The organism is Burkholderia sp. ABCPW 111 (genome assembly GCF_000773065.1).
GTDB classification, from domain to species: Bacteria; Pseudomonadota; Gammaproteobacteria; order Burkholderiales; family Burkholderiaceae; genus Burkholderia; species Burkholderia savannae.
In genome coordinates this window covers 52,970-77,171 of the sequence record NZ_JPWT01000062.1, presented here as the reverse complement: position 1 = coordinate 77,171, position 24,202 = coordinate 52,970, and the positions used below count along the sequence as shown (strand labels likewise).

18 protein-coding genes and 1 pseudogene are annotated in these 24,202 nt (G+C 68.7%); 10 read left to right on the top strand and 9 right to left on the bottom strand.

What is annotated here, in order from left to right; genetic code table 11:
- The coding region (locus X946_RS36190) for a hypothetical protein (RefSeq protein ID WP_235364021.1) at nt 1-377 on the top strand (377 nt) is incomplete at its 5' end.
- 5 nt (nt 378-382) lie between these two features.
- Here the strand turns inward: X946_RS36190 and X946_RS12250 are convergent.
- The gene (locus X946_RS12250) at nt 383-1,393 is read right to left on the bottom strand and encodes a LysR family transcriptional regulator (RefSeq protein ID WP_038747741.1); all 1,011 of its coding nucleotides are present in this window, start codon (nt 1,391-1,393) and stop codon (nt 383-385) included.
- A 211-nt stretch (nt 1,394-1,604) separates the two neighbouring features.
- Between X946_RS12250 and X946_RS12245 the strand changes: the two genes are divergently transcribed.
- The 3 genes from X946_RS12245 to X946_RS12235 all read left to right on the top strand — a co-directional run bounded on the left by X946_RS12245 (nt 1,605) and on the right by X946_RS12235 (nt 6,019).
- The gene (locus tag X946_RS12245) at nt 1,605-3,857 is read left to right on the top strand and encodes an FUSC family protein (RefSeq protein WP_038747738.1); all 2,253 of its coding nucleotides are present in this window, start codon (nt 1,605-1,607) and stop codon (nt 3,855-3,857) included.
- 126 nt (nt 3,858-3,983) lie between these two features.
- The gene (locus tag X946_RS12240) at nt 3,984-4,202 is read left to right on the top strand and encodes a hypothetical protein (protein WP_038747735.1); all 219 of its coding nucleotides are present in this window, start codon (nt 3,984-3,986) and stop codon (nt 4,200-4,202) included.
- A gap of 173 nt (nt 4,203-4,375) precedes the next feature.
- On the top strand, nt 4,376-6,019 hold the full coding sequence (locus X946_RS12235; protein WP_038747733.1) for a histidine-type phosphatase: 1,644 nt from the start codon (nt 4,376-4,378) through the stop codon (nt 6,017-6,019).
- Here the strand turns inward: X946_RS12235 and X946_RS12230 are convergent.
- On the bottom strand, nt 6,010-7,140 hold the full coding sequence (locus tag X946_RS12230) for a DmpA family aminopeptidase (protein ID WP_038747730.1): 1,131 nt from the start codon (nt 7,138-7,140) through the stop codon (nt 6,010-6,012). The two genes, X946_RS12235 and X946_RS12230, sit on opposite strands and share 10 nt — an antisense overlap.
- Nucleotides 7,141-7,169: 29 nt before the next feature.
- Entirely contained in the window at nt 7,170-8,576 is a 1,407-nt protein-coding gene (locus X946_RS12225; protein ID WP_038747727.1) for an APC family permease, read from the bottom strand.
- A 122-nt stretch (nt 8,577-8,698) separates the two neighbouring features.
- On the opposite strand from X946_RS12225, the gene X946_RS12220 reads away from it, so the two are divergent.
- Both X946_RS12220 and X946_RS12215 read left to right on the top strand, forming a co-directional pair.
- Nucleotides 8,699-9,499 (top strand): helix-turn-helix transcriptional regulator, encoded by an 801-nt coding sequence (locus X946_RS12220; RefSeq protein WP_038747724.1) that lies wholly within the window; start codon nt 8,699-8,701, stop codon nt 9,497-9,499.
- A 251-nt stretch (nt 9,500-9,750) separates the two neighbouring features.
- Nucleotides 9,751-10,122 carry a COG4315 family predicted lipoprotein gene (locus tag X946_RS12215; RefSeq protein ID WP_038747721.1) on the top strand — a complete coding sequence of 124 codons (372 nt, stop codon included), beginning with the start codon at nt 9,751-9,753 and terminating at the stop codon, nt 10,120-10,122.
- Here the strand turns inward: X946_RS12215 and X946_RS12210 are convergent.
- The 4 genes and pseudogenes from X946_RS12210 to X946_RS12190 all read right to left on the bottom strand — a co-directional run bounded on the left by X946_RS12210 (nt 10,091) and on the right by X946_RS12190 (nt 14,817).
- Nucleotides 10,091-10,288 carry a hypothetical protein gene (locus tag X946_RS12210; RefSeq protein WP_038747718.1) on the bottom strand — a complete coding sequence of 66 codons (198 nt, stop codon included), beginning with the start codon at nt 10,286-10,288 and terminating at the stop codon, nt 10,091-10,093. The two genes, X946_RS12215 and X946_RS12210, sit on opposite strands and share 32 nt — an antisense overlap.
- A gap of 500 nt (nt 10,289-10,788) precedes the next feature.
- Nucleotides 10,789-11,151 (bottom strand): annotated as a pseudogene (locus X946_RS36185) (murein hydrolase activator EnvC family protein); the annotation flags it as partial.
- Nucleotides 11,152-11,753: 602 nt separating this feature from the next.
- Entirely contained in the window at nt 11,754-13,271 is a 1,518-nt protein-coding gene (locus X946_RS12195; RefSeq protein WP_038747714.1) for a CoA-acylating methylmalonate-semialdehyde dehydrogenase, read from the bottom strand.
- A 190-nt stretch (nt 13,272-13,461) separates the two neighbouring features.
- Entirely contained in the window at nt 13,462-14,817 is a 1,356-nt protein-coding gene (locus X946_RS12190; RefSeq protein WP_038747710.1) for an aspartate aminotransferase family protein, read from the bottom strand.
- Nucleotides 14,818-14,918: 101 nt separating this feature from the next.
- Between X946_RS12190 and X946_RS12185 the strand changes: the two genes are divergently transcribed.
- Nucleotides 14,919-15,869 carry a LysR family transcriptional regulator gene (locus tag X946_RS12185; protein ID WP_038747707.1) on the top strand — a complete coding sequence of 317 codons (951 nt, stop codon included), beginning with the start codon at nt 14,919-14,921 and terminating at the stop codon, nt 15,867-15,869.
- Nucleotides 15,870-16,409: 540 nt separating this feature from the next.
- On the top strand, nt 16,410-16,904 hold the full coding sequence (locus tag X946_RS12180; protein ID WP_038747704.1) for a 2,4'-dihydroxyacetophenone dioxygenase family protein: 495 nt from the start codon (nt 16,410-16,412) through the stop codon (nt 16,902-16,904).
- A 157-nt stretch (nt 16,905-17,061) separates the two neighbouring features.
- Here X946_RS12180 and X946_RS12175 read toward each other — a convergent pair whose 3' ends face one another.
- Nucleotides 17,062-17,391, bottom strand: coding sequence for a hypothetical protein (locus tag X946_RS12175; protein WP_038747703.1), 330 nt, complete (start codon nt 17,389-17,391; stop codon nt 17,062-17,064).
- Between the two features lie 884 nt (nt 17,392-18,275).
- On the opposite strand from X946_RS12175, the gene X946_RS12170 reads away from it, so the two are divergent.
- Together X946_RS12170 and X946_RS12165 are read left to right on the top strand one after the other, a co-directional pair.
- Nucleotides 18,276-20,330: a methyl-accepting chemotaxis protein gene (locus X946_RS12170; protein ID WP_052145069.1), complete on the top strand. Its 2,055-nt coding sequence runs from the start codon at nt 18,276-18,278 to the stop codon at nt 20,328-20,330.
- Between the two features lie 161 nt (nt 20,331-20,491).
- A complete protein-coding gene (locus X946_RS12165) occupies nt 20,492-22,465 on the top strand; it encodes an APC family permease (protein ID WP_038747700.1) in 1,974 nt (657 codons plus the stop codon).
- A gap of 33 nt (nt 22,466-22,498) precedes the next feature.
- Here X946_RS12165 and X946_RS12160 read toward each other — a convergent pair whose 3' ends face one another.
- Nucleotides 22,499-24,160 carry an acyl-CoA synthetase gene (locus tag X946_RS12160; protein WP_038747697.1) on the bottom strand — a complete coding sequence of 554 codons (1,662 nt, stop codon included), beginning with the start codon at nt 24,158-24,160 and terminating at the stop codon, nt 22,499-22,501.
- Nucleotides 24,161-24,202 lie beyond the last annotated feature (42 nt).

The following is a 24,202-nucleotide window of genomic DNA, read 5'->3' as shown; positions in this document are numbered from 1 at the left end:
TTGCTGTCTTGCTGTCTTGCTGTCTTGCTGTCTTGCTGTCTTGCTGTCTTGCTGTCTTGCTGTCTTGCTGTCTTGCTGTCTTGCTGTCTTGCTGTTCAGCCGTTTCTCTATTTATTCAGCGGCCATTTCGCGGCATTTCCGTCGCGCAGCCGCTCGATCCGCGCGCCGTCCCCTTGTTTGTTTGGCCGCGCGTGGCCGAAGCGAAGCGCGGCGCCCCCGCGAACGTGTGCATCATCTCGATGAAAGCCGCCACGCCGTGCAATCTCCGCTGCCCGACACCCGCGACGCCCGAAGAAAACAAGGCGCGACACGCAACGCGCGGCCGCCCGTCGAGCGCGGCCGCGCATCGCGTCGATATCGGAGGATTCGCTCAGTGACTCACTCAGTGACTGAGCGCGTGCGCCGCTTCGAGCCCGACTTCGAGCGACGCGGCGATCGCGCTTTGCGTCGCATCGGACGCCTCCGCGCCGATCGCCGACAGCATCGCTTCGTCGCGCGCGATCATCTTCGGCATGTGAAAGCGCAGCGCATCGACCCAGGTCCGCACTTTCGCGTCGATGAAGCGGCGCGACGGATAGAGCGCATAGACGTTCATCTTCTGCAGCCGGTGCGCGGGCAGCACGCGCACGAGTTTGCCGCAGCGCAGGTCTTCGATCGCCGCATAAAGCGGCAGCATGCCGATGCCGATGCCCGCGCGGATCGCGACCGCGAGCGACTCGGCGGTATTGGTCTGCACTGGGCCGTCGACCTTGATCTCCTCGGTGCCGTTCGGCCCTTCGAGCAGCCATTCGTGCGTCGGAAACGCGGGCGTGCGCAGCGTGAGGCACGCGTGCCGCGCGAGATCGCGCGGCGTGCGCGGCGCGCCGTGCGCACGCAAATACGCGGGCGTCGCGCACAGGATGCTGAACGTCGAGCCGAGCAGATGCGACACGAGCTCGGAATCGGGCAGCGACGACGCGGTCACGACCGCCATGTCGCTCGAGCCGTCGAACAGATCGGGCATCCGCTGCGACAGCGTGAGCTCGATCGACACGTCCGGATGCTGACTGCGATACGCGGTGAGCGCAGGCAATACGTAATGCTGGCCGATGCTCGCGAAGCTGTGCATCCGCAGCACGCCCGCCGGACGCTCGTGCGCGCAGCTCGCTTCCTCCTCCGCCTGATCGACGTCCGCGAGGATCTGCCGGCATCGCAGCAGATAGCGCTCGCCCGCGGGCGTGAGCGCAAGGCGCCGGGTCGAGCGGTTCATCAGCCGCGTGCGCAGCCGCGCCTCGAGCTCGGACACCGCGCGCGACATCGCGCCCGTCGTCGAATTCAGCGATTGAGCGGCCGCCGTGAAGCTGCCCGCTTCCACCACGCGGGCGAACACCCGCATGTTCTGTAGCGTATCCATTCCCGTTCGAAACCTGTCGTAGAGCCGATATTGTCCTCCAGCGGAACCTGCGCATTGTTGCCGCCACGGCAACTATGGTTTCCCTGCGGTTGCGTTAATGCGCGTGCGCGCGGCTCCTACAATCGGCGCCTCTCCGGTCGGACTGGCGTCGTCGCGCGAGGCCGGAGGCCCCGATTCGCGCCCGCCACCAGCACCGCCACCAGCACCAGCCATGAAGCACGAGCCCGCGCTACAGCGATTCCTCATCGATCCGCAACGATGGCAGGAGCGGCTGCGCAGCGTCGCCAGGCTCGCGCGCGACTGGGCGGGCCGCGACGGCCTCGTCTGGCTGCATCTCGCGAAGACGATCGCGGCCGCGCTCGCCGCAATGGGCATCGCGATGCTGCTCGACCTGTCGCAGCCGAGAATCGCGATGACGACCGTGTTCGTGCTGATGCAACCGATGAGCGGGATGGTGCTCGCGAAGAGCTTCTATCGGGTGGTCGGCACGGGCGTCGGGCTCGTGGCCGCGCTCGCGTTGGGCGGCCTGTTCGCGCAGCAGCCGGAGCTGTACATGGCGGGCATCACGCTGTGGGTCGCGGGCTGCATCGCGGCCGCCGTGCGCAACCGGCACTTTCGCTGGTACGGCTACGTGCTCGCCGGCTACACGGCCGCGCTGATCGGCCTGCCCGCGGTGATGGCGCCGAACACGCTGTTCCTGTCGGCGCTCACGCGCGCGGCCGAAGTCGCGGTCGGCATCTTCTGCTCCGGCGCCGTCAGCGCGCTCGTGTTTCCGCTCAGCTCGAGCGACGCGCTGATGCGCACGCTGAATGCGCGGCACGCCGCTTTCGTCGCGTTCGCCGCGAGCACGCTCGCCGGCGCGGTCGAGCGCGGCGATTTCGAGCGGCGCTTCGCCGACTTCGTCGACGGCATCGTCGGCTTCGAGGCCACGCGCGCGTTCGCGTCGTTCGAGGACCCGCACATCCGTGCGCGCAGCCGGCGGCTCGCGCGGCTGAACAGCGAATTCATGAACGCGTGCGCGCGGCTTCATGCGTTCCATCAGTTGTTCAAGCGGTTGCGCGCGAGTCACGCGGGGGAAGTGCTCGCGGCGATCGGTCCGCATGTCGACGCGCTGTCGGCCGCGCTGTCCGCGCTGCGCGGCGACTCTGCACAACGGCGCGCGACGCAGTCGCAGTCGCCTTCACCTTCACTGTCACCATCGCCCGCGCTCGTCGAGCTGAGCGCGTACCTCGCCGCGCTGCCGAAACGCGCGCGCGCGTCGCGCCGCGCGGTCGAGACGCTCGCCCCGGCCGGCGCGCTCGACTTCGACACCGCGATCGAGCTGCTCTACCGCTTCGTCGACGAATTCCTCGGCTACGCTGAAACGCACGCGTCGCTCGCGCTCGACAGCCACGTGCTCGAGCGCTCGGTCACGCGCTACGCGGTGAAGACGAACCGCTACTTCGTCGGCTTCACGTTCCTGCGCACGCTCGTCGCGATGGGCGCGATGAGCGCGTTCTGGATCGCGTCCGAATGGTCGAGCGGTGCTCTCGCGGTGATCGGCACGGCGATCGCGTGCGCGCTCAGCTCGACCGCGCCGCGCGCGAGCCGCTTCGTCGCGCAAATGGCCGCGGGCGCGGCGCTCGCGACGCTCACCGGCTATCTGTACGTCTGCTACGTGTATCCGCGTATCGACGGCTTCCCGCTCCTGTGCGCGGCGCTCGCCCCCGCGCTCGCGGCGGGCGCGTATCTCGCGACGCGCCCCGGCAAGTCCGGCTACGGGATCGGCTTCGTCGTGTTCTTCTGCCTGCTCGCGGGGCCGGACAACGTGATCGTCTATGCACCCGATGCGCTGATCAACAACGGCCTCGCGCTCGTCGTGTCGATGCTCTCCGCATCGATCGCGTTCGCGGTGGTGTTCCCCGCCGAGATGCCCTGGCTCACCGGCAGAATCGCGCGCGATCTGCGCCGCCAGATCACGCTCGCGTGCGACGGCCCGCTGTCGGGCCTCGAGCAGCGCTTCCAGTCGAGCTCGCACGATCTGATGTCGCAACTGCGCAACCTGCTCACGAAGCGCTCGCGACGGCATCGCGACGCGCTGCGCTGGATGCTCGCGACGCTCGAAGTGGGCCATGCGGTGATCGACTTGCGCCGCGAGATGCAGGCGTTCACGGCCGCGCAGCCCGCACAGGCGCTGCGCTGGCGCGCGTTGATCGACGCGGTGCGCGATGCGCTGCCACGGCTTTTCGAGACACCCGACGCGCATCGGCTCGCGCGTGCGCTGAAGTCCGTCAATCTCGCGATCCGTGCGGTCCGGCACACGCAGCACCTGTGGTCCGCGGTGCCCGCCGAGCGTCGTCAGATGCAGCGCATCGTCAGTTGCCTGCACTTCATCCGCAGCGCGCTGATCGACGGGGACGCGCCTTTCAATCGCGGCTCGCGCGCCCGTGAACGCGTGCGCGCAAGACGCGGCTCGCGCGGCTGACACGCGAAACGATCGTTGTGCGAAATGGAAAGAAGCTCCCCACGCCCGGCGATTAATTCAATCCGATTCGGGTCATATAGTTTCATCACCGTCGAGCAAGACGGAAACCCTCAAGGAGAAAATCAAATGAAGTCGCTGCAAATCGCCGTCGTCGCGCTGTCGCTGTCCGCCGTCATGGCCGCCGCTCATGCGCAACCCGCCGCCGCCGACGCGGGCCGGCAACCGGCGAACCGCACCGAGGCCGTGCAAGCCGCCGGCCGCGTCCCCGCCGCTCATCAAGACGGCCAGGAACCGAACGCATGCGTCGGCCCGGTCAGCTTCTGCAACATCTACTTCGGCAGCTAAGCGTCGTGCGCGCCGCGCTCGGGACCGAACGGAAAGCTCGACACGAGCTTTCCGTTTCATGACTTCAAGCTGTCAAATTCATTTGCGAGACTGCGCGCTCGACTCACCGCACGCGCAACACTCCGACGAGCGGCGGTGCCTTCCAGCCGATTCTTCCTCGCTCCTCCGTTTCGATGAAACGCCGCCTCGCCCGCCTCCTCGCCCCGACCCTGCTGTGCGCCGCGCTTGCCGCTTGCGGCGCCGGCGACGTGAACGACAACGGCACGCCGCCCGCCGCGCAGCCGAATCCGGCGCCCGAAGCGCCGGCGCCCTCTCCCGCGCCCGCCGCGCCCACCTACTATCAGACGAAGACGCCTTATCGTCCACAGCAGGACGCTTCGACGTACGAAGCGCCTCCCGCGGGCTACGCGCCCGTCTATACCGAGATGGTCGCGCGCCACGGCTCGCGCGGGCTGTCCGGTTTCAAGTACGACGGCGCGATTTACGACATGCTGCAGAAGGCGGACGCCGACGGCGCGCTCACGCCGCTCGGCCGGCAGTTGAAGGCCGACACGTTCGCGATGATGAGGGCGAACGCGCTGCTCGGCTATGGCGTCGCGGGCATCTCGACGCCCGGCTACGGCAATCTCACGCAGGTCGGCATCCGCGAGCACCGGCAGCTCGCCGCGCGGCTGCTCACGCGGCTGCCCGCGCTGTTCGACTCGGCTGCCGGCGCGGCGGCGGGCAACGCGGCGCGCAAGATCGTCGTCGTGAGTTCCGGCCAGGATCGCGCGGTCGACAGCGCGACGTTCTTTTCCGGCGCGCTCGTGGCCGCACGCCCCGCGCTCGCGCCGGCGATCACGCTGCCGCCCGCGCCCGCCGGCTATCCGGAAGGCGCGCCGGTTGCGCAAGCCGCGGGCGTCAATCGCTTCCTGCTTTACTTCCATGCACTGAAGCCCGCCACCGATCTCGTCGCGTCGACGGCCGATCCGTATTACGCGACCTATCGCGACAGCCTCGCGTATCAGGCCTACGGAGGCGATCCCGTCGCCGCCGCGAAACTCGACGCGATCGTGCAATCGCCGCAAACGGCGCAGGTCGCGCAAGCGGTGCTCGCCGGGCTCGTCGCGCCCGAGTTCGTCGCGAAGCTCGGCACCGCGGGCTACACGTTCTCGAACACGGGCGCTTACGCGTTCGCGTCGGCGGACGGCAAATTCGCCAACACGGTGAAGGGCGACGGCAAGACGAAGATCAAATCGGCCGCCGACGCCGCGAACGTGCTGTACAACCTGCTGCAGGTCGCGCCCGCGATGACGGCCGAAACAGGCGGCGTCGCGATGGAGCGCTACATCGCCGCGCCGCAGGCCGAGCACCTCGCGTATCTTCAGGACGCCGAGGATTTCTACGGGAAAGGCCCAGGCGTCGCCGAAGCGAATCCCGTCACGTACCGGATGGCGCAGGCGCTCGTCGACGATTTCTTCGGCGAGATCGACGCGATCGCACGCGGCGACCTGACGAACGCGGCGAAGCTGCGCTTCACGCACGCCGAGGTCGTGATCCCGTTCGCGTCGATCCTGAAGCTCGGGAACGTGTTCGCCCCCGTGCCGCAGGCGCAAACCTACACGTATGCGAGCAACCCGTGGCGCGGCGAGACGGTGTCGCCGATGGCCGCGAACCTGCAGTGGGACGTGTATCGCAACGGATCACGGCTCATCGTGAAGATGCTGTACAACGAGCGCGAAACCGATTTCCAGCCCGCGTGCGACGACGCGCGGATCGCGCCCGGCAGCCGCTTCTACGACTACGCGGGCTTGAAACGCTGCCACGGCTATCGCTGAGCGTCGCCCGCGCGCGGCCGCCAGCCGGCCTCGCGCAGCGCGTCGACGAGCCGCGCGGCGCCGAGCGCCTCGACCTGCACGCCGCGCGCCGATAGATCGGTCGCCGCGACGAGCGCGTTGACGATCGCCTCCTCGACCGCTTCCGCCGCCGCATCGAACAGCGCCGAGATGTGCTCGTCGGCGACCATCCGCACGCCGACCGTCGTCGGCCCCGGTCGGCCGTAGCTCGCGATCGGCAGGCCGGCGTTGCCGGTCGCGAACGCGACGAAGATGTCGCCGCTCGAGTTGTCGGTGCCGCCGCCGACGCGTGCGAGCCCGACGCTCGCGCGCTGCGCGAGCCGCGTGCATTGATGCGGCAGCAGCGGCGCGTCGGTCGCGAGCGTCACGACGATCGAGCCCATGCCGGGCTCGCCCGCCGCGCCCGGCGCGCGGAACGGCGAATGAATCTCGTGCAGCACTTCGCCGACCGGATAGCCCGCGACGCGCAGCGCCGCGCGCTGCCCGTAGTTCGCCTGCACGAGCGCGCCGACCGTCCAGCCGCCCGCCGTGTCGGCGACGACACGCGACGCGGTGCCGATGCCGCCCTTGAACTCGTGGCAGATCATGCCGGTGCCGCCGCCGACGCAGCCCTCTTCGACCGCGCCCGAACGCGCGGTGGCCAGCGCCTGCGCGACATGCCCGACGCGCACGTGCTGGCCCCAGATGTCGTTCAGGAGTCCGTCGAACGTCTCCATCACGACCGGCATGCACCAGTACACGTGCTCGCGATCGCGCGCGCCGCCCTGCGCGCGCTCGGCCGCGATCAGCGCATCGCGCACGATGCCGACGCTGTGCGTGTTCGTGTACGCGATCGGCGTCGTCAAAAGCCCCGCCTCGCGAATCCATTCGAGCCCGGTCGCGTCGCCATTGCCGTTCAGCACGTGAACGCCCGCGAAGCACGGCTCGTCGCGCGCGCGGCCGGCGCGCGGCTCGATCACCGTCACGCCGGTATGCGCCGACGCGTCGCCCGCGTCGACGTGCACCGTGCGATGCCCGACCCGCACGCCCGCGACGTCGGTGATCGCGTTGAAGCGCCCCGGCTTGCCGCGGCCGATGCGAATGCCCAGATCTCGTGTGCGCATGCTGATGGTCCTCTCTTTCGGTTCGTGGTTCAGAGTTCGCGGAACGCCGCGCTGCGGCGCGCCCAGAGTGCATAAGTCGCGAGCGATACGACGGCGAGCCCGGCGATGATGTACAGGTCGGTCGGCTTGGTCGCGGCGGCGATCGTCGTATAGAGCGTATACCCCGCTCCGGCGATCGCGACGACGGGCGGCAGCGGCCACCACGGCATCCGGTAATGATGATCGACGTCGCGCCGCGTCACGCGGCTCGCAAGCGCCGCGATGCCGACGGCGAGATAGATGAGCAGCAGCAGATCGACCGTGAACGCGGTCAGCTCGTCGAGGCTCGACACGAACACGAGCAGCGTCGAAGGCACCGCGAGCGTGAGCGTCGCGATCCACGGCGACTCGAGGCGCGGATGGATGCGCGTGAACGCGCCGTTGCAGGTGCGCGACCACAATGCATGGCGCCCGCTGCTGTACAGGAAGCGCCCGACCATGATGACGATCGCGATGATCGCGTTGAACACCGACAGGAAAATGCCGCCGCTCACGACGCGCGACACGCCCGAATTGCTGAGCGCGCGCACGACGTAGCCGATCGGATCGGCGCTTTTCGCGAGCTCGACGAACGACGGCGCGCCGAGCACGATCGCGGTGAGCGGCACGAGCTCGACGACGAGGATCACCGCGAGCGAGCAGATCACGGCCTTCGCGATGTCGCGGTTGCCGCCTTCGAGATCTTCGGCGAGAAACACGGCCGCGCCGAAGCCGTTGTAGCAGAAGATCGCGGTGCCGACGGCCGGCATGATCGCGGCGAGCGTCGCGGGCACGAGCGCGGCTCCGCTCACGACGACCGGATTGACGAGCGCGAGCGCCGGGCGATGCGGTTCGGAAAAGCCGAGATACGCGATCAGCGCGAGCACGAGGATCTCGATCACGAGAAACGCGCCGGTGATCCACGCGTTCGTGCGAATGTTCAGGATGCCTAGCGCATAGCTCGCGAGCACGATCGCGAGCGCGACCGACTGATTGCCGAACTGCGTGCCGAGCGCGGCATTCAGGTAAGGCGCGGCGCCGCTCGCGAGCACGGCCGGAATGAACACGTTCACGGCGAGCACCGCGACGAAGGTCAGATAGCCGGGCAGCGCGCCGAACACGCGCTTGACCATCACGTACTCGCCGCCCGCGCTGCGATGCGCGGCGCTCAGTTCTGCGTAGCAAAGCGCGAACGCGAACGCGAGCAGCCCGCCGAGCACGAACGACATCACCGCGCCGCTGCCCGCCTGCTGGATCGCGAACGGCGCGATCACGAAGATCGAGCTCGCGGGCGTCACGCCCGACACGGTGATCATCACGACGTCGCGCACGCCGAGCGAGCGCACGAGCGTGTCCCGTGCGTGCGTTTCGGCCGGCGCGGCGGCCGCCGTGCTCGAGGACTCCGATATCATCGCCATCTTGCTCTCCTTTGCCGCAGGTTTTTTGAACGCCCATACTCGGGCAACGCATGGCGCGCAGTCTAGGAAGCCAAATTGCACGCCGCCATTCCCCCTTGGGGTTACGCCAAATCGGGGCGCACATGGATCGACTGTTCAGCGAAGTAGCGATGCATCAAGCGTTCGGACGCGCGCTCGATCACCTCGGCGAGCCGCGCTTCTGGCGCTTTCTGATTCTGTTTCTCAACGAGATGGTGCCGTTCGACAACGCGCTCGCGACCGCGCTCGGCCGCGACGGCGTGCCCGTCGTGCTCGACGAATACGACACGGGCGGCGCGAGCGGGCCGTCGCCCGTGCCGCTGTATCTCGACGGGCTCTATCTGCTCGATCCGTTCCTGCAGGCCGCGCACGACGGCCTCGCGGACGGCTGTTATCGGCTCGAGGAAGTCGCGCCCGACCTGTTCCGGCAAAGCGAGTATTTCCTCAGTTATTTTCGCGACGCGGTCGGCGAGGACGAATTGCAGATCATCGTGCGCACGCGGCCGGACGAGATGCTGTCGCTGTCGCTCGGCGCGCACGCGCGCTTCGACACCGGCGCGCTCGGCCGCCTCGCCGCATGCTCGCCGTGGCTCTTCGCGGCGATCCGCCAGCATCGCCGGCTGCAAGGCGACGCATCGCGCACGGGCGCGAACGACGATCTCGCCGCACGCGTCGAGCGGGCGCTCGCGAGCTTCGGCGAGGAACTGTTGACCGAGCGCGAGATGGCGATCGCGCGGCTCGTGCTGCGCGGCAACTCGTCGAAGGCGATCGCCGAGCGGCTCGCGATCTCGCCCGAGACCGTCAAGGTGCATCGGCGGCACTTGTATTCGAAGCTCGGGATTTCGTCGCAGCCGGAGCTGTTCTCGCTGTTCCTGCAGGCGCTCGGGCACGACGCGCCGCGGTGACGCCGCGATGAAACCGCCGTGAGGCGGCGGTGAAGCGGCGGTGAAGCGGCGGTGAAGCGGCAAAGCGGCCGGCGATGCATCGAATTCGCCGTCGACGATCGCCTTTCCTCCGTGCGCAAAACCGCCTATGTTTTGAAAGGGTGCGAAACGGATGCGACACCGCAGCGGTGCGAGAACAACGCCACGGCGCTCGCATCAATCGCTCACGTCGTTCGAATGGCCCCCGCGCCCGCCGGAACAAGGAGACACACATGAGAACCGCTTTTGTCGCATGCGCGCTCGCGCTCGGATTCGCTTCGAGCGCCGCGCTCGCCGATGCGCCCGCGATGCCGAGCGGCGGCATGCTGGTCGCCGCCAACGGCATGACGCTCTACACGTTCGACAAGGACACCCCGAACTCGGGCAAGAGCATGTGCAGCGGCCCATGCTCGGCGAACTGGCCGCCGTACAAGGCGAGCGCGACCGATCAGCCGACGGGCGGCTACACGATCATCAAGCGCGACGACGGCACGCTGCAATGGGCCTACCAGGGCAAGCCGCTCTATTTCTTCGCAAAGGATGCCGCGAAGGGCGACAAGAAAGGCGACGGCTTCAAGGACGTCTGGCACGCGGTGAAGGAATAGGCGCGCGGGCGGCGCGGCGGGACGTGACGGCGTCTCGCCGCGCTCGGCGCGCGGGCGCGAGCGCGAGCGCGGATACGGGCACGAGCACGAGCACGAGCACGAGCACGAGCACGAGCACGAGCACGAGCACGAGCACGAGCATTGCAGCGTGGCGCTTCGCGCGCATCGCGTCAACCGCCGCGACGTCGTTTGCAGCGGCCGCTTGAGCGCGAGCCGATCGAGCGCGGTGCGTACGTTGCGTCAGCGCGCGATGCGCCGACGGATTGCACGATCGGCACGCACTCGCCGCGCGGGCCGCCTACGCATCGCGATCGCAGAGGACGAACTCGTCAGCAAACACCTCGATACTTGCGCGTTCCTGCAACTATTCCGGCCCGCGAAGCCGTGCGCGCGCCTCGCAAACACCGTGCGGCCGAGGCTCGCGGCGCATGCTTCGCGGCGCTCGATTCGCGCGTGCTTCGCGCTTGAGCCGCACTCTTGAGCGACACGAGTGAAGTGCGTCGACACGAGACGACGAACCGCTCGCGTCACGGCTGCCGATGCGCCGGCAGCGCCGGCAGCGATCGCGCCGGCGATCGCAACCGCAACCCGAACATCGCATCGCACGCAAGCGCGCGCATCAGCGTCTGCGCGCCGCCGACGCGGCCCGGCCAGCCCTCCACGCGCTCACGGAGCCGGCAGATACGTCAACGGATTGACCGGCACGCCCTTGCGTCGAATCTCGAAATGCAGCATCACGCGATCCGCGTCGCTGTCGCCCATCTCCGCGATCGTCTGGCCCTTCGCGACCTTGTCGCCCTCCTTGACCATCAGCTTGCGATTGTGCGCGTAGGCGCTGAGATACACGTCGTCGTGCTTGACGATCACGAAGCTGCCGTAGCCGCGCAGGCTGTCGCCCGCATAAGCGACGACGCCGTCCGCCGCGGCCTTCACCGGCTCGCCTGCGGCGCCGCCGATGTTGATGCCGGGATGCTTCGCATCGTCGGGATTCTTCAGGATCGGGCCGCGCACCGGCCACGCGAAACTCGGCGCGGCTGCGTCCGACGCGGCGGACGCAGCGGATTGCCGCGGCTGCTGCGATTGCTGCGACTGCCTTGCGACCGCGCCCTTCGCATCCGCGGCGCCCGCCGCTGGAGTCGAGCCCGGCTGCGTCGCGCAGGCGGCGAGCGCCGCGACGGCGGCGGCGCATGCGGCGCGCAGCGCGAGCGTGACCGTGAAGGACTTGTCCGAAAGATTGGTTGGCTTCGTATACGACATCATCGGCATCGACTTCTCACTTCTCTGTTGCAATGGATCTGGGCACGTCGCGCGCGTGCCGTGGCCGGCGCGCGACGCCGGAAAGAGATACCACGCACGATCCATTCAATACAATTTCCTTACATATTCTTACAGCGCCATCCCGATGCGGCGCAGGACCGCCGCGGTCGGCCGTCGCGCGCGGCGCGCCGTGGTCCAACCGGAAACGATGCGTATCGCGCGCGTACGCCCGCGCAAGCGGCAAGCCGCACTCCGCACACACGCACACACGCAAGCACGAGCACAAAAGAAAAAGCCCGCGTTACGCGGGCTTCGAACAGGCCGTCGACGAAACGCATCGCCGAACGGCCTGGATGGGCCAACTACAAAGCTGCTCAGCGGCTCGACGGGAAGCTGAACACCGTCCCCTCGCGCACGCCGGCCGACGGCCAGCGCTGCGTGATCGTCTTGCGCTTCGTGTAGAAGCGCACCGCGTCCGGGCCGTACGCGTGCAGATCGCCGAACAGTGAGCGCTTCCAGCCGCCGAACGAGTGATACGCGACGGGCACGGGCAGCGGCACGTTGATGCCGACCATCCCGACCTGTATGTTGTCGCTGAAGAAGCGCGCGGCTTCGCCGTCGCGCGTGAACAGGCACGTGCCGTTACCGTACTCGTGCGCGTCGACGAGCGCCATCGCTTCGGCCAGCGACGCGACGCGCACGACGCCGAGCACCGGCCCGAAAATCTCGTGCTGATAGATCGGCATGCCGGGCTTCACGTGATCGAACAGGCACGGGCCGAGGTAGTAGCCGCCGTCGTGGCCGTCGACCTTCACGCCGCGGCCGTCCACGACGAGCGATGCGCCCGCTTCGACACCGGCTTCGACGAAGCCCGCCACCTTCTCGAAGTGCTGCCGCGTGACGAGCGGCCCCATGTCGACGCCTTCTCCCGTGCCCGGGCCGACCTTCATCTTCGCGATCTCGGCCGCGAGGCCCTCGACCACCTTGTCGCCGGTCTCGTCGCCGATCGCGACGACGAGCGGAATCGCCATGCAACGCTCGCCGCACGAGCCGTACGCGGCGCCCATCAGCGCGTTCACCGCGTTGCCGATGTCGGCGTCCGGCATCACGACCGCGAAGTTCTTCGCGCCGCCCAACGCCTGCACGCGCTTGCCGTGCGCGCAGCCCGTCGTGTAGATGGTTTCGGCGATCGGCGTCGAGCCGACGAAGCTCACCGCCTTCACGCGCGCGTCGGTCAGGATCGTGTCGACGGCTTCCTTGTCGCCGTTCACGACGTTCAGCACGCCCGGCGGCAGGCCGGCCTCGAGCGCGAGCTCGGCCATGCGCAGCGTCGACGACGGCGTGCGCTCCGACGGCTTCAGCACGAACGTGTTGCCGCACGCGACCGCCATCGGCCACATCCACAGCGGCACCATGATCGGGAAGTTGAACGGCGTGATGCCCGCGACGACGCCGAGCGCCTGGAACTCGCTCCACGAATCGATCGCCGGGCCGACGTTCTTGCTGTGCTCGCCCTTGAGCAGCTCCGGCGCGTAGCTCGCGTACTCGACGTTCTCGATGCCGCGCTGAAGCTCGCCCATCGCGTCGGCGAGCACCTTGCCGTGCTCGGCCGTGATCAGCGCGCACAGCTCGTCCGCGTGCGCCTCGAGCAGCGTCTTGAAGCGGCTCATCACGCGCGCGCGCTTGAGCGGCGGCGTGTTGCGCCACGCCGGGTACGCGGCCTGCGCGGCCGCGATCGCCGCCTCGACCGTGGGCTTGTCGGCAAGCCGCACGCTCGTCGTCGATGTGCCCGTCGCCGGATCGAACACCGGCTGGACGCGCTCGCCGCCGTCGACGCGCTTGCCGTCGATCAGATGGCCGAGGGTGGAGGTCACGTTGCTGTCGTGTTTCATCGCGGTGTTTCCTGAATTCGTGTGTTTCGTTCGTGTGTTTCGTCGATGCGGCGAACGCGCGCCGCCGCGCAAGCCGGAGCGCATCGCGCTGCGGCCGAACCGCTTCGGCGGCGACCTGCCGTCGCGCCGCCCCGGCGCGGCGAACGCTGTTTCGGCCGCCGCCCGACGCGCGCGCGGCGGCCCCGCGTCGTCACGCGGTGGCGAGCAGCGCGTCGTTCAGCGCGCCGACGAGGCTGTCGATCTCGTGCCTCTCGGCGATGAACGGCGGCGCGAGCTGGATCGTGTCGCCGCCGTAGCGCACGTAGAAACCGTTCTTCCAGCAATGCATCGCGATCTCGTACGGACGCCGCGCAGGCTCGCCCGGCGCGTGCTCGATCGTCAGGCCCGCGGCGAGCCCGCAGTTGCGGATGTCGGCCACGTGACGCACGCCCTTCAGGCCATGCACGGCCGCCTCGAAATGCGGCGCGAGCGCGCGCACGCGGCCGATCGCGTCTTCCTTCTCGAGCAGATCGAGCGCCGCGACGCCCGCCGCGCATGCGACGGGATGCGCGGAATACGTGTAGCCGTGCGGAAACTCGAGCATGTAGTCGGGGCCGCCCGCCGCCATGAACGTGTCGTAGATGTCCTGGTTCGCGATCACCGCGCCGAGCGGCTGCGCGCCGTTCGTCACCTGCTTCGCCACGTTCATGATGTCCGGCACGACGCCGAACGCATCGGCGCCCGTCATCGCGCCCGCGCGGCCGAAGCCCGTGATGACTTCGTCGAAGATCAGCAGGATGTCGTGCGCGGTGCAGATCTCGCGCAGCCGCCGCAGATAGCCCTTCGGCGGCACGACGACGCCCGCCGAGCCGGAGAACGGCTCGACGATCACCGCGGCGATGTTCGACGCGTCGTGCAGCGCGATCAGGTCGAGCAGGCGCTCGGCGAGCTCGGCGCCGTGCTCGGGCAGCCCGCGCGAGAACCTGTTTTCCGGCAATTGCGTGTGCGGCAGGAAGTCCGCATCGAGGCCCTGGCCGAACAGCTTGCGGTTCGGCCCGATCCCGCCGACCGAGATGCCGCCGAAGTTCACGCCGTGATACCCCTTCTCGCGGCCGATCAGGCGCGTCTTCGTGCCTTTGCCCTTCGCGCGCCAGTACGCGCGCGCCATCTTGAGCGACGTGTCGGCCGCCTCCGAGCCCGAGCCCGTGAAGAACACGTAGTCGAGGCCGGCCGGCGTGAGCGCCTTGATCTTGTTCGCGAGCTCGAACGACTGCGGATGGCCGAACTGGAACGCGGGCGAGTAGTCGAGCCGCGCGACCTGGCGCGCGACCGCGTCCGAGATCTCGGTGCGGCCGTGGCCGAGCCCGCAGCACCAGAGGCCGGACAGTCCGTCGAAAATCCTGCGGCCGTCGGCCGCCGTGTAGTACGCGCCCTTGCCTTCGACGATGATCCGCGGGTCCTGCTTGAACTGGCGGTTCGCGGTAAACGGCATCCAGTGGGCGTCGAGCCACTGCGCATCGGTGCGCAGCGGCGTGTCGGGGGTCGTGGGTTCGGTCAGAGCGTTCATGTCGGTCGGCGGCGCGGCGCGGATGAATGAAGATGTTGCGCATTGTCGAGTCGACGAATAGTCTTTTGAATATCGCAATATCAATGTTTACTTGAGCATTTATGCAAGCAAGAAAACCGAAGAGCCGCGCGCTCCTCGGCCAGCTGACCGACATGGACTTGCGCCTGCTGCGCGTGTTCAGGAGCGTCGTCCAGTGCGGCGGCATGGCGGCGGCCGAGCTGGAGCTGAACATCGGGATCTCGACGATCAGCCGGCACGTGAAGGATCTCGAAACGCGCCTCGGCCTCGTGCTGTGCCGGCGCGGCCGCGCCGGCTTCACGCTGACGCCCGAGGGCCAGACCGTCTACGAGGAAACGCTGCGGCTGCTGGCGTCGGTCGAGGCGTTCAGGAGCCGCGTCGACGGGATTCACGACCGGATGGGCGGCGAGCTGCACATCGCCGTGTTCGACAAGACCGCGACGAACCCGAAGGCGCGGCTCGGCGACGCGATCGGGCGCTTTCACGACGAGGCGCCGGACGTCGCGCTGAACCTGCACGTCGCGTCGATCAACGAGGTCGAGCGCGGGATCATCGACGGCAGCTATCAGGTCGGGATCATCCCCGCGCACCGCAGCTCGGGCAGCCTCGTCTACACGGACTTGTTCGACGAGCGGATGCTGCTGTACTGCGGCGCGAGCCATCCGCTCTTCGACGCGCCGCACGCGAAGCTCACGTGGCGCCAGGTGCGCGGCTACGCGTTCGCCGGCCTCGGCTACCACTCGCCGAACATGGAGCTGAGCCACCGCGCGAAGCTCACGCGCAGCGCGACGGCGTCGGACCAGGAGTCGATCGCGACGCTGATCCTGTCGGGGCGGTATCTCGGCTTCCTGCCCGATCACTATGCGCAGAGCTTCGAGGCGAAGGGGCTGATGCGGCCCGTCGCGCCGCAGCGGTTCCATTACTCGTGCCGGTTCGTGAGCCTGCTGCGGCGCTCGCCGCGGCCTTCGCGCGCGGCGCTGCTGTTTCAGGATTGCCTGGAAATCGCGCATGCGGCGGCGCGGGCGAAGGCGTGAGCGCGACGACGATCGAACCGTTGGAGGGTGAGTCCATGGGGCCGCTGATTTCCATGCCGCCGCCGCCCATCGACCCACGCGATGTATTGCCGCCCGTCGAGACGATACGGAACCGTCCACGCCTGCGATATCTCGTTGTATTTCTCCGCGCCGCCGTCGAACGCGAGGCTGCCCGTGTCGACGTCCGTTCGCGTCAACCCGGCTTTTACCCACTCATGCGAATGAAAAGCGAAGGAGCACCGTCGCTACGGCCCGCCGCCGCAGCACATTCAAACCGCAACGACGCGTTGACTGCGTGCCTGACGCCCGCCATTGCCGGTCAATCAAGCTTCAATCGACCCGCGGCCTCAGCCGGGCGCGGTGCGCAACGCCACGCGCCCGCTCGATGACAAGCCGGCGAACGCCGTCGCGGGGAAAGCGCGAAAACCGTTACGGGCATGCGTGGCGCCGCGCCGACGATGCCGACGTCCACCGCCGCCCGCTCTGCGATAATCGCGCTTTCCCGCATACTTCCGCGCCGATGCGGCGCCGCGCCAAGCCATGAATTCACCGTTGCCGACCGCCCCCGCCGCGCCGCTGCCGCCGATCTCGTGCCTGCAGGACGACGAACGTCCGTGGCTGCCGATGGACGCGAGCCTGCCCGGGCTCGCGATCAAGTACCTGCACATCAACGTCGCCGAAGACGAGATGACCGTGCTGCTGAGGATGCCGGTCGGGCTCGCGCTGCCGCGCCATCGACACGACGGCGCGGTGTTCGTCTACACGCTGCAGGGCGAGTGGCGCTATCGCGAATACGACTGGATCGCGCGGCCGGGAAGCACGGTGCTCGAGCCGGCGGGCTCGCACCACACGCCGGAGGCGATCGCATCGGAGACGGGCGCGGTCGTCACGTTCAACGTGATGCGAGGCGATCTCGTGCTGCTCGACGATGCGGGCAACGAGACCGCGCGCGAGAACGGCCGGGTCGGACTGCTGCGCGAACGCAAGTTCGCGCGCGCGAAGCCGGATGTCGCGCCGCCTTTCGTCACGCGCTGAGCGCGCACGCCCATCGCGCCCATCGCGCCCATCGCGCGAAACCGGCGTGCGGTTGCGGCAGCCGTGCGCTGCGCGTTCGCGACGAAGGCTGCCGCATCAAGGCCGCCGCGCACTGCCGGCGGCGAATGCCCGCTCGCGTCGTTCGATCGAGCTCCGCTCACTCCGGATACGAATCGTGAACCTTGAGCTTCGCGAGCTTGAAGATCGTGCGCAGCGTCCGCGGATGGATGTCGCGGCGCGCGGCGAGCGACGACAGGATGAAGTCGAGCACCTTCGCGTGCCTGAGCAGCACGAGGCAGCTTTCGAGATCCGTCTTGTCGGTCGCCTGCATGCGTTCCGCGAGTTGCAGCATCTCGGTGGATAGCTCGCGCGCCATGTCGAGCTCGATCTGCTGCTTTTCGGTCCAGACGGCGGGCTGCGGCTGCTCGAGCAGCTTCGCCAGGAAGGCCTGGAATTGCGCGTCGGACTGGTTCGGGAGCGTGTCCATGTATTGCACCGTGCTGCTTGGGGACGAGCGGATCTTGCGGATGCGCCCGACCAGTTTGCCTGAATCCGCGCCGTTCGGCCGGCGCGGCCCTCGTATTCGATGCGACGCAGAAACCGTGCCAGCGTCGACAACGTCAAGTGCGGCGCACGCGACGGAAGGACGGAGATGAGCCGTCAGGGCCGTCGACAGGCCGTCCGAGGCAGCATGTCCCATGGTGCCCGCGGCCCCCCGCTCCGCGCCGCGTCGGTCCAAACGCGCGAACGGCGTCAAAACGATTCAAAAATGTTACGTAACGCATGGCGTTGAAGCGGGGAAACCACGAGCGAAAATACGCGATACGCCGGCGACCTGTTCAACGCCCCGACGCTTTTCGCGCCCCCTTCTCCGCCACAACGGATACGCGAAATCCGCCGTTCGATCTCTGTGGCGGCTCGCGGCCGACGGCACCGCAATCGGCCGGCAGGCCATTCGCGCAAGATTCCCCCCGATCCCGCCCGATTGCCCTCCGCGACTGCCGGATCGAACCGCGCGGCCCCGCGACAGACCCGCTTCAGCCAAATGGACTCGATTGTTCCGGCGAAAAGCCAATGGATCATTGAAGTTCGGCCGGAAGTTCGACCTGAAAAAGCGGCTCAGGCCTTCCGTATCGCCGGCTCCCGGTCCGCCCGCGTGTCGCGGTTGCTCATCCCGAGCGCCGCCTGCGCCCCGAGCGCGCCGCTGCCCTGAACCCGCCGCTCGCCGTTGCGTGAAGCCTCGCCGCCCTACCCGGATCAACCCCTTACAAAATCCTAAAGAATCCCCCGCGCCTGCCGACAACCACGCCATCAGAGAGCGGTGACGCGTGCGTTCCGCCAACGTCCCCGCCACCGCACTCGGAGTCATTCATGAACGTGCCATTCTTGCGGCGCGCGAGCGTCGGCGCACGCCTCGCTGCGCTGTCGAGCGCGCTCTTCGCGCTTCTCTTCGCCGCGTTCGTCTGGGCGCTGACCCACGCCGCCGCCGGCCAGATCGCCGGCCAGGTTCACACGCGCATCGACGAGAAGGACCGTTCGATCGCCGCGATGATCGCGCTCTTCGACGAAGCGCTCACCGCCGAGGCGAGCCGCGCGATGACGCTCCTCGGGAGCTTCTTGCCGCCCGGCTACGCGCTCGATCCCGCGCGGACCGTCGACGTCGCGGGCGTCGCGACGCCCGCGCTCACCGCGGGCGGCCAGACGCTGAACCTCGATTTCTCGATCCCCGACCAGTTCCTGCTGAAGAGCGGCGCGATCGCGACGATCTTCGCGCGAAAGGGCGACGACTTCGTCCGCGTGACGACGTCGCTGAAAAAGCAGGACGGCAGCCGCGCGATCGGCACGCTGCTCGACCGCAAGGGCCCCGCGTACGCGCCGCTCGTCGCCGGCAACACGTATACCGGTCTCGCGACGCTGTTCGGCAAACGTTACATCACCCAATACAAGCCCATCGCGGACGCGAGCGGCGCGATCGTCGGCGCGCTGTTCGTCGGCATCGACGTCGGCGCGGAAATGCGGCTCGTCGAGAACGGCATCCGCCAGTTGAAGATCGGCGAGCACGGTTACTATTTCGTGCTCGACGCATCGAACGGCCCGACGCGCGGCAACCTGATCGTCCATCCGCAGCGCGCGGGCCAGCGCGCCGACGACGCAGCCGAGCCGTACGCGCAGATGCTCGCCGCGAAGGAAGGCCAGTTGTCCTACACGTCGACTGACACGGCCGCGTCCGACAGCGGCCCGCGCGCGAAATTCGTGTCGTTCGTCACGGTCCCGCAGTGGCAATGGCTCGTCGGCGGCATCGCGATCGACGACGAAGTGATGGCCGGCATGCGCGCGACCCGCAACCGCTTCGCGGCGATCGGCTGCGCATTCGTGCTCGCGTTCGCGGCGCTCTTCGTCGCGGTCGTCAAGCGCGTCGTCAGCCGGCCGCTCGACGCGGCCGCGCACGCATCCGAGCGCTTCGCGGCGGGCGATCTCAGCGTGCGGATCGCCGCGCGCGGCGTTCACGACGGCGCGGCCGATCCGCACGCGAGCGGGCGCGGCGACGAGATCGGCCGGCTCGTGCGCGCGGTCGACGGCATCGGCGACGGCCTCGCGCGGATCGTCGCGCAGGTGCGCCGAGGCGCGGCCGACATCGCGCACGGCACAGTGACGATCGCGGCGGGCAGCAGCGACATGGCCGCGCGAATCGCGACGCAGGCGAGCAGCGTCGAGCAGACCGCGGCGAGCATGGAGCAGATCACCGCGGCCGTCCAGCAGAACGCCGACCACGCGGCGCAGGCGAACGCGCTCGCGACGGGCGCGTCGTCCGCCGCGACGACGGGCGGCGCGGCCGTGCAGCGCGTCGTCGCGACGATGGGCGACATCCAGGGCGTCGCGCGCAAGATCGCCGAGATCACCAGCGTGATCGAGGCAATCGCGTTCCAGACCAACATCCTCGCGCTGAACGCGGCCGTCGAGGCGGCGCGAGCGGGCGAGCACGGCAAGGGCTTCGCGGTCGTCGCCTCCGAGGTGCGCGCGCTCGCGCAGCGCAGCGCCGCGGCGGCGAAGGAGATCGACGCGCTCGTCGGCGAATCGGCGACGACGGTCGAGCACGGCTTCCGGATCGCCGAGGACGCCCGCGCGGCGATGCAGGACATCGTCGCGCGCGTCGACCAGGTGCGCGCGATCATCGCCGAGATCAGCGCGGCGTCGCGCGAGCAGTCGAGCGGCATCGAGCAGGTGAATCTCGCGGTCACGCAGATCGGCGCGGCGACGCAGCAGAACGCGACGCTGATCGCCGACGCCGAGCGCGCGGCCGCCGCGCTGCGCGACGAGGCCGCGCAGCTCGCGCATGCGGTCAGCGTGTTCAAGCTCGCGGCGGAAGAACGCGCGCATGCGCGAGACGAAACGCGCGCGGCATCGGCCCGCGTCGCCGCGCATTGAGCGCGTACGCCGTTCGTAAGCTTTCGGGCGCATCGTCAGGCATCCGAAAGCTCGCGCATCCGTCTCATGGATAACGCCGACTGACAGACGGCGCGCGGCTCCCTTACCTTGTGCTCGCGGCATGGATGCACGGCCAGATGCGATCGCACCGGAGGGAACCGATGACCTCGCTCGACAAGATGTGGCAATTCCTGTTCGGCAAGCCGCTCGATCCGCTCGACCCGCGCACGCGGCACGCGATCGCGGTCACGCCGATTCTCGCGTGGGTCGGGCTCGGCGCGGACGGCCTGTCGTCGTCGTGCTACGGCCCGGAAGAGGCGTTCCTCGCGCTCGGCCAGCACACGCCGCTCGCGCTCTTTCTCGCGCTCGCGACCGCCGCGACCGTGTTCATCATCGCGCTCGGCTACAACCAGGTGATCGAGCTGTTCCCGACGGGCGGCGGCGGCTACCGCGTGTCGACCGCGCTGCTCGGGCCGAAGCCCGGGCTCGTGTCCGGCGCGGCGCTCCTCGTCGACTACGTGCTGACCGTCGCGACGTCGCTCGCGAGCGGCGTCGACGCATTCTTCAGCCTGCTGCCCGTCGGCGCGCAGGCGTTCAAGCTCACGACCGAGCTCACGCTGATCGTGCTGATGACGGGCCTGAACTTCCGCGGGATGAAGGAATCGATCATGGTGCTGCTGCCGATTTTCGTCGGCTTCGTCGTGCTGCACTTCGGCCTCATCGTCTACGGCGTCGCGGCGCACGGCAGCAACCTCGCGAACGTCGTGCCCGACGCGTTCGGCGAGGCGCGCGGGATGTCGCACACGCTCGGCCCGCTCGTGATGATCGCGCTGCTGATGCGCGCGTTCTCGCTCGGCGGCGGCACGTACACGGGCCTCGAAGCGGTGTCGAACAACGTCAACATGCTCGCCGAGCCGCGCGTGCCGAGCGGCAAGGTGACGATGTTCTACATGGCGACGTCGCTCGCGTTCACCGCCGGCGGCATCATTCTGCTCTACATGCTGTGGCACGCGAAGCCCGTCGAGGGGCAGACGCTCAACGCGGTCGTGTTCGGCAGCGTGATCGACCACCTCGGGCTCGGCTCGTCGTTCGCGCGCCACGCGCTGCTGGCCGCCGTGCTCGCATTCGAGGCGGGGCTCTTGCTGGTCGGCGCGCAGACGGGCTTTCTCGACGGGCCGGCCGTGCTGTCGAACATGGCCTCCGATTCGTGGGTGCCGCGCCATTTCCGCGATCTGTCGACGCGGCTCGTGCGGCAGAACGGGATCGTCGTGATGGGCGTCGCGAGCTTTCTGATCCTGCTCTGGACGCACGGCAACGTCGACGTGCTCGTCGTGCTGTACAGCATCAACGTGTTCCTGACGTTCAGCATGTCACTGCTCGGCCTCTGCACGTACTGGTGGCGGCGCCGCCGCGACGACGCCGGCTGGCTCAGGCATTTCGCGCTGTCGGCGCTCGGGCTGTCGGTGACGAGCGTCGTGCTCGTGATCACGCTTGTCGAGAAGTTCACGGCGGGCGGCTGGCTGACGGTGCTCGTGACGAGCGCGGTGATCGCCGCGTGCCTGCTGATCCACCGCCACTACTCGGACACGCGCGCGCAGCTCGCGAAAGAAGACGCGCTGTTCGCCGGCGAGCCGCCCGCCGTCGACGAGGGCGCCGCGCCCGGCAAGCCCGATCCGGCGCAGCCGACCGCGGTGCTGCTCGTCGGCAAGCATCGCGGCGCGAGCATGCACGCGCTCTTGTGGGTGAACCGGCTCTTCCCCGGGCACTTTCGCAACGTGATTTTTCTGGCGGTCGGCGAAGTCGACGCGAAGAGCTACGACGGCGAGGAGCATCTGGAACGGCTGCGGCACGCGATCACGTCGTCGCTCGACTACTACGTCGCGCACTGCCGGCGCCACGGGATCGCGGCCGACTACCGGATCGCGTTCGGCACGCATCCGATCGTGGAATTCATGCGCCTCGCCGACGAGACGATGGACGAGTTTCCGAACAGCGTCTGCTTCGCGAGCAAGCTGATCTTCCGGCGCGTGAATTTCCTGACCGCGTGGCTGCACAACCAGACGCCCGTCGAATTGCAGGCGCGGCTGCATCAGCAGGGGCGGCAGATGGTGTTGTTGCCGATGAATGTCGGGTAAGCGGCGCGCCCGGGAGCGTCGCCGCGCCGCGCGTCAGGGCTTCTTGCCGGCGCTCCCCGCCAGATCGATCGCCGAGCTCGAGCCGACCTGCGCGCGCAACTGGAACTTCTGGATCTTCCCGGTCGACGTCTTCGGCAGCTCGCCGAACCGCACCGCCTTCGGGATCTTGAACGCGGCGAGCAGCAGCCGGCAGTGCGCGATGATCTCCTCCTCGGTCGCGCTCATCCCTTCGCGCAGCTCGACGAACGCGCACGGCACCTCGCCCCACTTCGGGTCCGGCAGCGCGACGACCGCCGCGACCGCGACGGCCGGATGCCGGTACAGCGCGTCCTCGACCTCGATGCTCGAAATGTTCTCGCCGCCCGAGATGATGATGTCCTTGCGGCGGTCCCTGATCCGGATGTAGCCGTCGGGCGTGAGCACGCCCAGGTCGCCCGTGTGGAACCAGCCGCCCGCGAACGCCTCGTCGGTCGCGTGCGGGTTCTTCAGATAGCCCTTCATGCAGATGTTGCCGCGGAACATGATCTCGCCGAGCGTCTCGCCGTCCGCCGGCACGGGCGCCATCGTGTCGGGATCGAGCACCGTCGCGCCCGCCTGCAGGTGGTAGCGCACGCCCTGCCGCGCGTTCAGCTGCGCGAGCTCCTCGTCGGGCAGCGATTCCCAGTGCGACTGCTTCGCGCAGACCGTCGCCGGGCCGTACACCTCGGTGAGCCCGTAGACGTGCGTGAGATCGAAGCCGATCTCCTTCATCTTCGCGATCACCGCGGGCGCGGGCGCCGCGCCCGCGACGAACGCATGCACCTTGTGCGCGATCCCCTCGCGCCATTGCGCGGGCGCGTTCGCGATCGCGCCCTGCACGATCGGCGCGCCGCTGTAGTGCGTGACGCGCTCGCGCCGGATCAGGTCGAGCACGAGCTTCGCGTCGAACTTGCGCAGGCACACGTTCACGCCCGCGCGCGCCGCGACCGCCCACGGAAAGCACCAGCCGTTGCAGTGGAACATCGGCAGCGTCCACAGGTAGACCGCGTGCTTCGGCATGTCCCATTCGAGGATGTTGCTGATCGCGGCCAGGTACGCGCCTCGGTGGTGATAGACGACGCCCTTCGGATCGCCCGTCGTCCCCGACGTGTAGTTCAGCGCGATCGCCTCCCATTCGTCGGACGGCGGCTTCCATGCGTACGCGGGATCGCCGCCCGCGAGGAACGCCTCGTAGTCGGTCGCGCCACGGAAACGGGCCGGATCGGCGGGCATCGCGTCGGCGACGCTGACAATCGCGAGCCCCGGCACCTCGAGCGCCGCGCGGTGCGCGAACTCCGCGTACTCGGTATCGACGATCAGCACCTTCGCCTCGCCGTGGCGCAGCATGAACAGCATCGACGGGATATCGAGCCGCGTGTTCAGCGCGTTGAGGACGGCGCCTGCCATCGGCACGCCGAAGTGCGCCTCGATCATCTGCGGAATGTTCGGCAGCAGCGCGGCGACCGTGTCGCCCCGCCCGACGCCCGCGCGCTCGAGCGCGCTCGCGAGCCGCCGTGCGCGCGCGTAGGTTTCGCTCCATGTGCGGCGCACGTCGCCGTGCACGACGGCGAGGCGAGCGCCGTACACCTCGGCCGCGCGCGCGATGAAATCGATCGGCGTGAGCGGCACGTAATTGGCGTCGCGCTTGCCGAGTCCCTCCTCGAACCTCTGCGTCATGATGTCGTCTCCTGCAAGGCTCGCGCCTCGATATCGTTGGTT

What these genes read in the sequence shown, in the direction of transcription:
- X946_RS12210 (WP_038747718.1), bottom strand. Translation starts at nt 10,288, where the DNA reads ATGCGCGCGAAGCGCCACGCTGCAATGCTCGTGCTCGTGCTCGTGCTC.
- X946_RS12250 (WP_038747741.1), bottom strand. Translation starts at nt 1,393, where the DNA reads ATGGATACGCTACAGAACATGCGGGTGTTCGCCCGCGTGGTGGAAGCG.
- X946_RS12165 (WP_038747700.1), top strand. Translation starts at nt 20,492, where the DNA reads ATGACCTCGCTCGACAAGATGTGGCAATTCCTGTTCGGCAAGCCGCTC.
- X946_RS12160 (WP_038747697.1), bottom strand. Translation starts at nt 24,160, where the DNA reads ATGACGCAGAGGTTCGAGGAGGGACTCGGCAAGCGCGACGCCAATTAC.
- X946_RS12170 (WP_052145069.1), top strand. Translation starts at nt 18,276, where the DNA reads ATGAACGTGCCATTCTTGCGGCGCGCGAGCGTCGGCGCACGCCTCGCT.
- X946_RS12185 (WP_038747707.1), top strand. Translation starts at nt 14,919, where the DNA reads ATGCAAGCAAGAAAACCGAAGAGCCGCGCGCTCCTCGGCCAGCTGACC.
- X946_RS12225 (WP_038747727.1), bottom strand. Translation starts at nt 8,576, where the DNA reads ATGGCGATGATATCGGAGTCCTCGAGCACGGCGGCCGCCGCGCCGGCC.
- X946_RS12220 (WP_038747724.1), top strand. Translation starts at nt 8,699, where the DNA reads ATGGATCGACTGTTCAGCGAAGTAGCGATGCATCAAGCGTTCGGACGC.
- X946_RS12190 (WP_038747710.1), bottom strand. Translation starts at nt 14,817, where the DNA reads ATGAACGCTCTGACCGAACCCACGACCCCCGACACGCCGCTGCGCACC.
- X946_RS12180 (WP_038747704.1), top strand. Translation starts at nt 16,410, where the DNA reads ATGAATTCACCGTTGCCGACCGCCCCCGCCGCGCCGCTGCCGCCGATC.
- X946_RS12175 (WP_038747703.1), bottom strand. Translation starts at nt 17,391, where the DNA reads ATGGACACGCTCCCGAACCAGTCCGACGCGCAATTCCAGGCCTTCCTG.
- X946_RS12230 (WP_038747730.1), bottom strand. Translation starts at nt 7,140, where the DNA reads ATGCGCACACGAGATCTGGGCATTCGCATCGGCCGCGGCAAGCCGGGG.
- X946_RS12195 (WP_038747714.1), bottom strand. Translation starts at nt 13,271, where the DNA reads ATGAAACACGACAGCAACGTGACCTCCACCCTCGGCCATCTGATCGAC.
- X946_RS12215 (WP_038747721.1), top strand. Translation starts at nt 9,751, where the DNA reads ATGAGAACCGCTTTTGTCGCATGCGCGCTCGCGCTCGGATTCGCTTCG.
- X946_RS12245 (WP_038747738.1), top strand. Translation starts at nt 1,605, where the DNA reads ATGAAGCACGAGCCCGCGCTACAGCGATTCCTCATCGATCCGCAACGA.
- X946_RS12240 (WP_038747735.1), top strand. Translation starts at nt 3,984, where the DNA reads ATGAAGTCGCTGCAAATCGCCGTCGTCGCGCTGTCGCTGTCCGCCGTC.
- X946_RS12235 (WP_038747733.1), top strand. Translation starts at nt 4,376, where the DNA reads ATGAAACGCCGCCTCGCCCGCCTCCTCGCCCCGACCCTGCTGTGCGCC.